Below are 12,433 nucleotides of genomic sequence, written 5' to 3' on the forward strand. Positions count from 1 at the left end.
GTTCTGTTTGGTCAGCGCGCAGCCCAGGCGTTAAAGCGTTGCTCCAGTTCCTCGCCATGGTCAACCCAGAACTCGGCGTCCACCGCCCGTGCTCCAGCCAGGTTGGCCTCGGCGGTGGGCAATTGGTCACGTATGGTCGCGGGTAACAAGGCCAGGGTTTCACGATGCACAGGCCCGTAAGGGATGTTTTCCGAGAACACTTTCTGCGCTTGTGGCTGGCTGGCAAAGGCAATGAACTGCTCAGCCAAGGCCTTGTTAGGTGTGCCTTTGACCACGGCCCAATACTCCGGGTCGTACAGGCTTTGCGACCAGACGATACTCAGCGGCACACCTTCCTTCTGCGCTGAAGCGATACGCCCGTTGTAGGCGGCACTCATCACCACGTCACCCGCTACCAGCCACTGCGCCGGCTGCGCGCCCGCCTCCCACCACTGGATGTCCCGCTTGATCTGGTCCAGCTTGGCGAATGCCCGCGATACGCCTTGCGGTGTGCTCAACACGTTGTATAACTCATCAGACTTGACCCCGTCGGCCAGTAAGGCGATCTCCAGGGTGTACTTGGCGCCCTTGCGCAGACCGCGCTTGCCCGGGTACTTGGCAACGTTCCAGAAATCAGCCCAGGACCTCGGCACCTGGGCCAGTTTGCCCTGGTCAAAAGCCAGCACCATCGACCAGACATAAGTCGCCACGCCGCACTCGGTGAGGGTTCCCGGCACAAAGTTCGCCGCATTACCCAGCACGTTCAGGTTGAGTCTCTCGAACAGCCCTTCCTCACAACCGCGCAACAGCTCGGGGCTTTCGACTTCGACCACGTCCCAACTGGTGTGCCCGGCCGAAACCATGGCCTTGATCTTCGAGAGTTCTCCGTTGTATTCGCCGGCCACGATGTTTCCCGCACCGCTGGCGTTAAAGGGTTGAAAGTAGGCCTTGTCCTGGGCCTGCTTGGTGGCGCCGCCGAAGGAAATCACGGTCAGGTTTTGGGGCGCGGCCAGGACGCTGGTACTCAATAGCGCCAGGGCACACGCAACAGTGCAACGCAAGGATCTGGACATGAAGCGGTTCCTCGAAATGCCGACTCGCCCGCACGAGCCGGCGACGGGACTCAGAGGCGACCGTAAGCGCGGGCGGTGCGATCTACAGCAATACGGGTCTTATCGACCAGTTCATTGATGTCGGCATGGCTGGCCACCAACGCCGGTGCCATGATCATCCGCCCCAAAGTGGAGCGGATGATCAGGCCTTCCTCAAAACCAAAGGTGCGGCATTGCCAGGCCATCTCGTTTTCATTGGCAAAGCGCTTGCGGCTGTCTTTGTCTTCGGCCAGTTGCAACGCCGCTACCATCCCGGCGCCCTGGATTTCGCCGATCAGCGGATGGTCGGCGAAGGCTTCGCGCAGGCAACGCTGCAGGTACGGGCCGGTGTCGGCCTTGACCTGCGCCACAATGCCTTCGTCGCGCAATGCCTTGAGGTTGGCAATCGCCACCGCCGCCGCCACCGGGTGTCCGGAATAAGTCAGGCCATGGGCGAAGACTCCGCCCTGCTCCACCAAGACCTCAGCCATGCGTTTGGACAGAATCAGCCCACCCATGGGGATGTAGCCGCTGGTCAGGCCCTTGGCGATGGATAAGGTGTCGGGCTCAAAGCCGAAGTATTCGTGGGCGAACCACTCCCCGGTACGACCGAAGCCGCCAATCACTTCGTCGGCGCACAACAGCACGTCATACTGACGGCAGATACGCTGGATTTCAGGCCAGTAGCTGTCTGGCGGGAAGATCATGCCACCAGCGCCCTGGAACGGTTCAGCGACGAACGCTGCGACGTTGTCGGCGCCCAACTGAAGAATTTTCTCCTCCAGTTGCCGAGCGGCGCGTAGTCCGAACTCGGCGGGCGTCAGGGCACCTTCATGGGCGAACCAGTACGGCTCATCGATATGCGCCACATCTGGAATCACACCGCCCATTTCATGCATGAACTTCATGCCCCCGAGGGCCGAGGCGCCCAGGGTCGAGCCGTGGTAGCCATTCCAGCGACCGATCATTATTTTCTTCTGCGGTTTACCGAGGATCTGCCAGTAGCGGCGCACAGTGCGAATCAGCACCTCGTTGGCCTCGGAGCCGGAGTTGGTGTAGATGGCGTGGCTGTAGTGATTCGGCAGCAGGCTGAACAGCAACTCCGACAGTTCCACCACCGCCGGATGAGTGGTGTGGAAGAACATGTTGTAGTACGGCAATTGTTCCAGCTGGCGGCTGGCCGCGGCGGCCAGGTCCTGGCGGCCATAGCCCAGGTTGGTACACCACAGGCCGGACATCCCATCCAGGTAACGTTTGCCATCGTTGTCCCACAACGCCAAGCCCTCGCCGCGAACGATTACCCGAGGCCCTTCCGCGTTGAGGGCCTTCTGGTCGAGAAACGCATGGATATGGTGCGCCGCGTCCAGCGCCTGATACTCACGGGTGCTGCGGGTTGCGTTGAGTGATGCGTTCATTGCAGGTCTCCTTGCTTATTGATTTTTTCGGAAGAAGTGCCCGGTACGGCCGCCAGCGGCTCGGGCTTGAACAGCGGTTTGCGCATGACGCACTTGACCCACACCACCGCAATCAGCGAGACAATGCCCAGCACCACGCCGGCGCTGGCAAAGATCGGAACAGTCATTTCGGGGCTGGGGGATACGTGCCAGATGGCAAAGAGCATGCCGGCAATGCCGAACACCTGCGGCAACGGGTAGAACGGCGTACGAAACGGCCGATGCGCGTTGGGATAACGCCGACGCAGGGCGATCACATTGATGTGGGTGATGATGTAGGCCAGCAGCCAGGCCAGAGCGGCGGCCAGCAACAGAAGGTTGATGGCGTCCGGGTTGTCGTGCATCAGTAATAGCGGCAGGCCGGTAACCGCTGCCACGAACAGCACCGCAACCCACGGCGCACCGCTGCGCTTGCCTCGCAGCTTGAACACCCCGAAGGCCTGGCCGCTGCGGGCCATGCCCAGCAACATGCGCGGAATCGCCGCGAGGGAGCTGTTAAGCGTGCTGCAGGTCGCGGTGATCGCGGCAGACACTAGAAACACCTGTCCCGCCTCGCCAAATACCGTGGTGGCGAACAGATAATGTGGCAGGCCGTTGCTGGCCAGCTCCGCTTGCGGAACGGTCAATAGCGCGCCCAGGCAGTACAGGCAAATGATCACGAAGATCACTGTCAGACCGATCATCATCGAAGCCGGGATGTTGCGCTCCGGGCGACGGGTTTCCTCCACCAGCGGACAAACGAACTCGGCGCCGACAAAGCCCCACACAGCCATCGCGGTCAATGCAATCACCCCCAGTCCCAGGGGATTCCAGCCGGACGTGGCCACCAGTGTCGAGATACTGCCGGCGCCCTCGCTTGTCACCGCTCCGAGGCCCATCACCAACAACATCACCGTCATAACCAGCGCCAGCACGGTCTGCAGGCGCGAAAAAATGTCGATATTGAACAGGTTGAGTACGGTGAACAGGCACAGCACGCCCAGCGCCACGCTCAGCGGCGGCATCGCGTGCGGATAGACCTTGTCGATGATGAACTCCATCAGCAGCAATTCCGCCGACAGGGCAAACATTGCCACGACCACGTAACCGGAGAACGTCGCCAGAATCGCCGGGAACTGACCGATAGCGACTTCGGTGTAACTGCTCAGGCTACCGGCACGAGGAATCATCAATGCCAGTTCGGAGAACGAACAGGCGTAACTCAGCGCCAACAGCCACGCCAGAGTCAAGGGTATGACGAAGCCCACCCCGGCGATCCCGACACCCTGCAGCATCAGCACCATGACGCCTTGGGAAACCACCAGGCCGACGGCTACCGCCAACAGGGCGCTCAAACCGAGGCGTCGGCGCGAGCCCACTGGGGTGGGAGTAACGTTTTGTAGCGGCACGCTTGAGGAACTGTCCATCGGTTGCTCCGTTTTCTTGTTTTAAGGGAGAACAAATCGATTGCCGGTGAAACCTGTGAAGTCGTCGTCAGCTACGCAGCTGGATCCAGGTGGTTTTGAGTTGGGTGTACTTGTCGAACGCATGCAGTGACAGGTCGCGACCGAAGCCCGACTGCTTGCCGCCGCCGAAGGGCACCGTGACGTCCAGCGCATCCACGGTGTTCACCGACACCGTGCCGGCGTTCAGTCGCCGCGCAACACGGTGGGCGCGGTTCAGGTCATCGGTCCACAGCGATGCCGCCAGGCCGTAGATATGCTCGTTAGCCATGGCGATCGCCTGTTCTTCGTCATCGAACACACTGATCGCCAGGACCGGACCGAACACCTCTTCGCGCGCCAACTGCATCGCGGGATGCACGTGGGTGAAAATCGTCGGTTCGATGAAGTTGCTCGACCCATCGACATTCAACTGTCGGCCACCACAGACCAGGCTCGCGCCTTCGGCGCTGGCCTGCTGGATGTAATGCATGATCCGCGCAGTCTGGCGGGCATCGACAATCGCCCCGGCACGGCTCGACGGGTCCAGTGGATTACCGGGCTGCCACAGGCGCGCCTGAGTGATCAGGCGTTCGACGAACTCATCATGAATAGATCGTTGCACCAGCAGTCGCGAATTGGCCGAACACACTTCGCCCTGATTGAAGAAAACTCCGAACGCGGCTTTTTCCGCGGCTAGATCCAGGTCCTGACAGTCGGCAAACACCAGGTTCGGACTTTTGCCGCCGCATTCCAGCCAAACCTGCTTGAGGTTCGATTGCGCGGAATACTGCATGAAGTATTTGCCAACCTCGGTGGAGCCGGTGAACACCAGTGAATCGACATCCGGATGCAAGCCCAACGCTCGCCCCGCCTGCTCACCCAGCCCTGGCACGACATTCAGTACGCCCGCTGGCAAGCCCGCTTCCAGCGCCAGTTCGGCCAGGCGCAGGGCCGAGAACGGTGACTGTTCGGCAGGCTTGAGCACCACGCTGTTGCCCGCGGCCAGCGCCGGCGCGAGCTTCCAGGCGGCCATGTCCAGCGGGAAGTTCCACGGCACCACTGCCGCGATCACTCCCAGCGGAACCCGGGTAATGGTCGCCAGGACATTTGCCGCCGAAGGCGCGACCTGATCGTAGAGTTTGTCCAGGCTTTCGCCATACCAGGCGAACACATGGGCGGCGCCGGGTACATCGATGTTCCAGGCGTCCATCACCGGCTTGCCCATGCTCAAGGAATCCAGCAGCGCCAATTCCTCGCGGTGCGCCAGCATCAATTGCGACAGGCGTAACAGCACGGCCTTACGTTCGGTGGGCGCCATGCGCGCCCAAGGGCCGTGTTCGAAAGCCTTGCGCGCGCTGCTCACGGCGAGGTCGACTTCCGGTTCAGCGCAGGCCACCACGTTCGCCAGGCACTTGCCGGTGGCCGGATTGACCACCTCCAGACGCGCGCCATCAGCCGCCTGCCGAGGCTCACCATCGATCAGCGCGCTGTCGCGCAGGCGCAGCTGTGCGGCGCGGATTTTCCACTGGTTGAAATCGTTCACTGCAAATTCCTTGGGTCAGACGTGGTTGGGTTCACTGAGGTGAATCGCCAGGCGATCCATCAAGCGGTCGCAGCCCGCCATTTGTTCAACACTCACGTACTCGTCGGGTTTGTGCCCCTGGTCCATGCTGCCGGGACCGCAGACCACCGTCGGCACGCCCGCCTGATGAAACAGGCCACCTTCGGTGCCAAACGCCACCGTGCCGAATGCATCACTGCCACACAGCCGGGCAATCAGCCGCGCGGCATTGCTGTCCGGCGCGGTGGCCAGGCCCGGGTAGGCGCTGAGCTGTTCAAAATGAATCGCCGTGTCGGCGTGTACCGTGCGCATGCCTGGCAACAGCGCCTGCTCGGCATAGTCCTGCAATTGCGCGACGACGCTGTGTGCCGTGAAGTCCGGCAAGGCGCGCACTTCGAAATCGAAACGGCAATCGGCGGGCACGATATTCAGCGCCGTACCGCCTTGAATCACGCCGACCTGGACCGTGGAATACGCCGGGTCGAAGCGCGCGTCATGCAGCGACGGCGCGGCGAGGTCTGCGCCAATCTCGCCCAGGCGACCGATCAGGCGTGCCGCCTGCTCGATGGCGTTCACCCCGTAAGGTGCATAAGCCGAATGGCAGGCCGCTCCCTTGACATGACAGCGCATCGCCAATTTGCCCTTATGACCCAACACCGGTTGGAGACCGGTCGGTTCACCGATCAGGCACAGCGCCGGCTGGGGAATGCGCTGGGGCAGCAGCGCGAGCAGGCTGCGCACGCCCAGGCAACCGACCTCCTCGTCATAGGAAAACGCCAGGTGCACCGGACGGCGCAACGGGCTGGACAGGAACAACGGCACCGCTGCCAGCACCGACGCCAGGTAGCCCTTCATGTCCGCCGTGCCACGACCAAACAACTTGCCATGGGCTTCGCTGAGGCAAAACGGCTCGACCGTCCAGGCCTGTCCCTCCACCGGCACCACGTCGGTATGTCCCGACAACACCACACCGCCGGCCACGGGCGGACCGATGCTCGCCAGCAGGTTGGCCTTGGTCCGTTCAGGGTTGTAGATCAACTCGCAATCCACCCCAAGGTCTTGCAGATAACCGCGTACGAATTCGATCAATGCCAGGTTCGATTCGCGGCTGACCGTGGCAAAGCCCACCAGTCTGGCCAACAGTGCGCGGCTGCGCAGCTCATTCATCGCCCGGCACTCCATAGCTGGGAGCCAGGGTCGGATCCAGGGCACGGGTCAAGTAATCCTGCAACTGCGGCTGGTAGGCGAGCCAGAGTTTTTCCAGTTCAGCAATCGGGTTTTTCTCTGCCCAGTCGACCCGCAAATCGACAATCGGCCATGTCAGGTCACCGACCACCGAAAGGGCCGCCGAATGCACCGTCCCGGCTTCACCGCCCGCCGCCTGCCCCGCCTGCAAGGCCTTCATCAGGCGCGCGGCTAGACAGCCTTCGCTGCGCTCGAATGCCGCGACCATGGCCGCGATCACCGCCACATCGGCCAACAGGTTGCCGGCGGCCACGCACTGCTCACCGGCCAAGGCCTGGTGGTTGCCCAGAGCATGACTGCCGCTGAACACCGCCGTGTTGCCGTGGGCATCGACCACCGCGACCTGGCGGTACTGGCTATACCCGTTGCGCGCCAGGGCGCGATCCATGGCTTTTGGCGCGACCAGTCCCGCGGCCAGTTCATCCAGGATCTGTGGGCCCAGGGCCGGCAGCGTGATGTTCTGGCTGGCTACCGCCCCCACACCGGCGCGCAGCCAAGGGCAACGGGCGCCGACGGCGATGCTCGAGGAGCTGATTGCGATGCCTAGCTGACCGGTTTCGGTGCAGCGCCCGACAATGGAAAACGTCATGCTCAACTCCTTATTCGGGGATTACCGCGATCACATCGATTTCCATCAGCCACTGCGGCTGGCCAAGCGCGCTGACCACCAGACCGGTGGAAATCGGGAACACCCCCTTGAGCCATTTACCGACCTCCTGGTAGACCGGCTCGCGGTAGCGCGGGTCGACCAGGTAAGTGGTGGTCTTGACGATATGACTCAGGTCGCTGCCGGCCTCCTCGAGCAACTGCTTGACGTTGCGCATCGCCTGCTCGGCCTGGGCACGCGGATCGCCCAGTCCCACCAACTGACCGCTGAAATCCGTGCCGACCTGGCCACGCACGTAAACAGTGTTGCCGGCGCGCACGGCCTGGCACAGGTCGTTGTCCAGCGCCTGGTTCGGGTAGGTTTCTTTGGTGTTGAACATGCGGATGCGTGTGTGAGTAGGCATCAACGGACTCCCATCAGGCTGTTGTTTTTCGAAGGTTGCGAGTCGCGCTCGCGTTGGCGCTCGCCGGCATCCCGATAAGCGAGATAGGTGCGCTGTTTGGCGATGTGATCGGCTATGTGTCGAGCGTCATGCCAGACGCCCCAGATAAACGCTGAGCCCCGCCGCGACAGCCATGGCAGGCCAACGAAATACACGCCCGGCTCGCTGGATACACCGCGCTGATGCCGGGGCTTGCCGTTGGCGTCGAGTGCGTCGACCTGCAGCCAGCTGTAATCCACTGAATAACCGGTGGCCCAGATGACAGTGCTCACGCCGGCCGCGACCAGATCCAGTTCAAGGATCGGTTGCGTCAGGCAGTGCGGGTCAGGCAGCAACTCGCGAGCTTCGGGTTCGAGTGGCAAGTCCAGGCCGTTGCGCGCGATATAGGCATCGGCGGCGTCCAGCAGCGCCAGATAGTTCTCGTCGCCCCGGGCAATGTTTTCGGCCAGGTTGGACTCGAATCTCACCACGCCGGCGTCGAAGGATTGGGTCAGCCCCACCAGCGTGATGCCTTCATGGGCCAGCCGCCGAAAATCCACCGTATGCCCACCACGCGCTCCGCTTACGGCAATGGTCACGTGCTCCTTGCCGGGCTGGACCGCCTCGGCATCCCACTCGCCAAGCACCCCCAGCCACCAGCAGAAATCACGCTTGCGATAGGCCCGGGGCGGACGGTCATGGGCGCCCACCGAGAGATAGACCTGCTTGCCGGCACGCTGCAATTCATCGGCGATCTGCACCCCGGACGAACCGGCCCCCACGACCAGTACCGCGCCCTCGGAAAGCTGTTGCGGGTTGCGATATTCAGCGGAGTGGATTTGCGTAACACCCGCCATCTGGGGCGCAATCGGCGGAATCACTGGCCGTTGGAATGGCCCGGTGGCAACCACCACATGCAAAGCTTCGATCCGGCCCTCGGAGGTTTCCACGGTGAAGCCCGGACGAGCACTGTTACGCCGTACGTTCTTGACCTCTACACCTGTGCGGATCGGCGCGTTGAACTTGCTGGCATAAGCTTCGAAATAATCCGCCACCTGCTCCTTCGCGGCGAAGGCATCGGGCGCCAGCCCCTCGAATTCCAACCCAGGGAAACGGTCATGCCAGGCCGGACCGTTGGCCACCAGGGAATCCCAACGCGCCGTGCGCCAGGCTTCGGCGATCCGATTGCGCTCCAGCACGAGGTGCGGCACCCCGTGCCTGCTCAAGTGCTCACTCATGGCCACGCCGGCCTGGCCGGCACCTACAACAAGCGTGTCTATCTGTACTGTTTCAACGGGCATGTCTGTGCACTTCCGGCAGTGGGCTTAATTCAGGCCGGCGAGGCGCCGGCCCGGGGTGTGGTGTTTTTGTTGTTCTGCGGTTGCGGCTATCGAACAATGGTGTCGAGACGATTGTGTTGGCAGGCGGGGATTTGCGAAACGAGGGTTTTTATCGTTGCGGGGAAGGAAAAAGCTGCATGCGCTGGAAAGGCGCCTGCCAGCGGGGTAAGACGCGGGGGTGGATCAGGGTGATGCGGGAAAGGCGGTGTAATCAGTTTACATACCCGGTGCTGCCTGAAACGCGTGTCCGAGTTCAATGAAATTCTCGGCCTGCCAGTCCCATTGCTGGGCATCTCCAGCGTCAGGCGCCGGTGCGCCGCCGTACTCCATCGGGCGATCAACATATGCGGTCATCAAGCCACACGCCCGGGCTGCCGCAAGATCACGGTGATGGCAGGCGACCAGGCACAGTTGCTCTGGCGCCAACCCCAGCGCCTTGACCGTAGTGAGATAGGCGACCGGGTCCGGCTTATAGGTTTGCGCGAACTCCGCGCCCAATAGCGCATCCCACTGCAGGCCGTTATAACGGTTCATCGCGATCATCAACTGCACATTGGCATTCGACAAGGTCACCACGGGAAAGCTGCGGCGCAGTCGGGCCAGCCCTTCAGCAACATCGGGCCAAGGGTCCAGCCGGCGCCAGGCATGCGCCACATGCCACAATTGGGCAGGATCAATCTGCCCGACATCCACGCCGTGGGCCTTCAAGACTTTCTGCAAGGTCTCGTGGTGCAGCGTGTCGAGCGCCACGAAACCACGCTGGCCGCTGATGCAGTCGTTCATGGCTTGCGGGTACAACGCGCGCCATTGCAATGCAAACGCCGCTGGGTCGACCGATGGCAAGCAGGTGGAGAGGAATGCACGGCTTTCACGGGCGATGCTCGAATGCCAGTCAACCACGGTGCCGAAGACGTCAAATGCCAAGGCCTTGGGAAGTGTCATTGGGTTACTCCTCAGGTTATTCGTGACATTGCCCGTGGCCCGTCACTGGATCACGCTGATCACTACTTTACCTTTTGCCCTGCCCTTGTCGACATAGGCCAGTGCCTCTGCCGTGGATTCCAGCGTAAAGGTGCGATCAACCACAGGTTTAATCACGCCGGACTCGACGAGGGCGGTGATCTCACGCAACTGGCTGCCATTGGCCCGCATAAAAACAAAACTGTAGTCGATTGCGCGTTTGCGCGCCTTGCTGCGGATGCCGTAGCTCAGCAGGCGCATGACTTGCCTTAACCCCCAGGACAGCCGCTGCTCTTGCGCGAACAGTGGTGTTGGAGGGCCGGAAATGGAAATCAGCTGACCACCTGGCTTGAGGACTTTGAGGGAGTTGGCGAGTACGCCTGAGCCAAGGCTGTTCAAGACGACATCGTAATCCTGCAGCACATTTTCGAAGTTCTGCTGCGTGTAGTCGATTACCAGGTCGGCTCCCAACGCCTTGACCCACTCGACGTTCCGGGTACTGGTGGTGGTGGCCACAAAAGCGCCCAAGTGCTTGGCGAGCTGGATAGCGACCGTTCCAACGCCTCCGGATCCTGCATGAATCAACACTTTCTGGCCTTTTTTCAGCTTGGCGGTCTGCACCAATACCTGCCACGCGGTCAGACTGACCAAGGGCAATGAGGCGGCCTGCACCATGTCCAGATTCTCGGGTTTCAGCGCAAGCGCTTCTTCCTTCACGCACGCCAGCTCGGCGAAAGTGCCGATGCGGGCTTCCTGCGCACGCGCGTAAACTTCGTCGCCGGGCTTGAAATGCCGAACGTTGGCGCCCACCCGCACGACCACGCCTGCCAGGTCATTGCCCAATACCAGGGGGAAAGCATAGGGCAGGATCAGCTTGAACTCGCCGCTTCTGATCTTGGAGTCCAGCACGTTGATACTCGCGGCGTGTACCTGGATCAATACCTCGTCGCCGCCGACTTCGGGAGGCGGTAATTGACCAATGCGGCCAGTATCCTTATAGCGTTCGATGAAAAATGCCTTCATGGTTCTGCTCACTCAAGGGTGGTTTCGCTGAGGCAAGACGCAGTGCCAGTTACCGACATTACTGTCGCTGATCGTTGCCGACGTGCTGATCGCGGGGGTTACAGAATCATGATGATGGTCGTCATCTTAATCGTCAATTATTTTGATGTTGATCGACATCTATATAGTGCACCTGCAGTTGACCTTTGAGGATGTCAGCCACGGCTTCAACCAGCTCCGCCCACACGAATGCTAACCTTGACCACCACGAACTCGCTCCATGCATACCCACATTAATGAGGACGTCATGACCTATACCGCCGCCGAAAACCGTTACGACTCGATCCCTTACCGACGCGTGGGCCGCAGTGGGCTGGTACTGCCGGCACTGTCTTTAGGCCTGTGGCACAACTTCGGTGACAGCACGCCGATCGACACCCAGCGCGCCCTGCTGCGCACGGCATTCGACCGAGGCATCAACCACTTCGACCTGGCCAACAACTATGGCCCGCCCTACGGCAGCGCCGAGGTGAATTTCGGGCGTTTGCTGCGCGAAGATTTCAAGGCCTATCGCGATGAGCTGATCATCTCCAGCAAAGCCGGCTGGGATATGTGGCCCGGGCCTTACGGCCAGGGCGGCGGGTCGCGCAAATATGTGTTGGCCAGTCTCGACCAGAGCCTGCAACGCCTGGGCCTGGACTATGTCGACATTTTCTATTCGCACCGTTTCGACCCTGATACGCCGCTGGAAGAAACCGCCAGCGCACTGGCCACCGCCGTGCAACAAGGCAAAGCGCTGTACATTGGTATCTCGTCCTATTCCGGAGTAAAGACCCGGGAAATCGCCGCCCTGCTGCAAGAATGGAAAGTCCCGCTGCTGATCCATCAGCCGGCCTACAACCTGCTCAACCGCTGGGTGGAAAAAGACCTGCTGGACACCACCGATGAACTCGGCGCCGGGGTGATCGCCTTCACCCCCCTCGCCCAGGGTCTGCTGACCGATAAATACCTCAAGGACATTCCAGCCGATGCACGGGTCAATCGTCCGGGGGGTGGCTCGTTGCAGGCGGCACACCTGTCCCAGGACAACCTTGCGCATGTACGCGCCCTGAATGAAATCGCCCGACGGCGCGGCCAGAGCCTGGCGCAAATGGCCCTGGCCTGGACCCTGCGTGATCCACGGATAACCTCCGCGCTGATCGGCGCCAGCCGACCGGAACAGATTATCGAGAACGTCGCGGCACTGGATAACCTCAGTTTCAGCGTCGAGGAGCTGGCCGAGATTGATCAGTTCGCCCAAGAGGGTGGCATCAACCTGTGGGAAAAGCCTTCGACTGCCGAGTAGCTCT

Annotated in this window: 11 protein-coding genes; 1 reads left to right on the forward strand and 10 read right to left on the reverse strand. The window is 61.5% G+C overall.

Annotated features, from left to right (window positions below; translation table 11 throughout):
- Nucleotides 1–11 precede the first annotated feature (11 nt).
- The 10 genes from AC6CIA_RS01435 to AC6CIA_RS01480 all read right to left on the reverse strand — a co-directional run bounded on the left by AC6CIA_RS01435 (nt 12) and on the right by AC6CIA_RS01480 (nt 11,105).
- On the reverse strand, nt 12–1,052 hold the full coding sequence (locus AC6CIA_RS01435) for a gamma-aminobutyric acid-binding protein (RefSeq protein ID WP_498310299.1): 1,041 nt from the start codon (nt 1,050–1,052) through the stop codon (nt 12–14).
- Between the two features lie 50 nt (nt 1,053–1,102).
- Nucleotides 1,103–2,485 carry an aspartate aminotransferase family protein gene (locus AC6CIA_RS01440; RefSeq protein ID WP_498310300.1) on the reverse strand — a complete coding sequence of 461 codons (1,383 nt, stop codon included), beginning with the start codon at nt 2,483–2,485 and terminating at the stop codon, nt 1,103–1,105.
- Complete coding sequence (locus AC6CIA_RS01445; RefSeq protein ID WP_498310301.1) at nt 2,482–3,930, reverse strand: APC family permease; 1,449 nt, start codon at nt 3,928–3,930, stop codon at nt 2,482–2,484. The genes AC6CIA_RS01440 and AC6CIA_RS01445 overlap by 4 nt, the downstream gene beginning before the upstream one ends.
- A gap of 67 nt (nt 3,931–3,997) precedes the next feature.
- On the reverse strand, nt 3,998–5,491 hold the full coding sequence (locus AC6CIA_RS01450; protein WP_498310302.1) for an aldehyde dehydrogenase: 1,494 nt from the start codon (nt 5,489–5,491) through the stop codon (nt 3,998–4,000).
- 15 nt (nt 5,492–5,506) lie between these two features.
- A complete protein-coding gene (argE, locus tag AC6CIA_RS01455; RefSeq protein WP_498310303.1) occupies nt 5,507–6,676 on the reverse strand; it encodes an acetylornithine deacetylase in 1,170 nt (389 codons plus the stop codon).
- Nucleotides 6,669–7,343, reverse strand: a complete 675-nt coding sequence (locus AC6CIA_RS01460; protein ID WP_498310304.1) for a DUF1028 domain-containing protein — start codon at nt 7,341–7,343, stop codon at nt 6,669–6,671. The genes argE and AC6CIA_RS01460 overlap by 8 nt, the downstream gene beginning before the upstream one ends.
- A 10-nt stretch (nt 7,344–7,353) precedes the next feature.
- Complete coding sequence (locus tag AC6CIA_RS01465; protein ID WP_084376571.1) at nt 7,354–7,764, reverse strand: RidA family protein; 411 nt, start codon at nt 7,762–7,764, stop codon at nt 7,354–7,356.
- Nucleotides 7,764–9,083 (reverse strand): flavin-containing monooxygenase, encoded by a 1,320-nt coding sequence (locus AC6CIA_RS01470; protein WP_498310305.1) that lies wholly within the window; start codon nt 9,081–9,083, stop codon nt 7,764–7,766. Before AC6CIA_RS01470 ends, AC6CIA_RS01465 begins: the two co-directional genes overlap by 1 nt.
- A gap of 255 nt (nt 9,084–9,338) precedes the next feature.
- Nucleotides 9,339–10,064, reverse strand: coding sequence for a haloacid dehalogenase type II (locus AC6CIA_RS01475; RefSeq protein ID WP_498310306.1), 726 nt, complete (start codon nt 10,062–10,064; stop codon nt 9,339–9,341).
- Between the two features lie 42 nt (nt 10,065–10,106).
- Nucleotides 10,107–11,105, reverse strand: a complete 999-nt coding sequence (locus AC6CIA_RS01480) for an NADP-dependent oxidoreductase (protein ID WP_498310307.1) — start codon at nt 11,103–11,105, stop codon at nt 10,107–10,109.
- Nucleotides 11,106–11,391: 286 nt separating this feature from the next.
- On the opposite strand from AC6CIA_RS01480, the gene mgrA reads away from it, so the two are divergent.
- Nucleotides 11,392–12,429 carry an L-glyceraldehyde 3-phosphate reductase gene (gene mgrA / locus AC6CIA_RS01485; RefSeq protein ID WP_498310419.1) on the forward strand — a complete coding sequence of 346 codons (1,038 nt, stop codon included), beginning with the start codon at nt 11,392–11,394 and terminating at the stop codon, nt 12,427–12,429.
- Nucleotides 12,430–12,433 lie beyond the last annotated feature (4 nt).

Source organism: Pseudomonas sp. GQ91 (assembly GCF_059758795.1).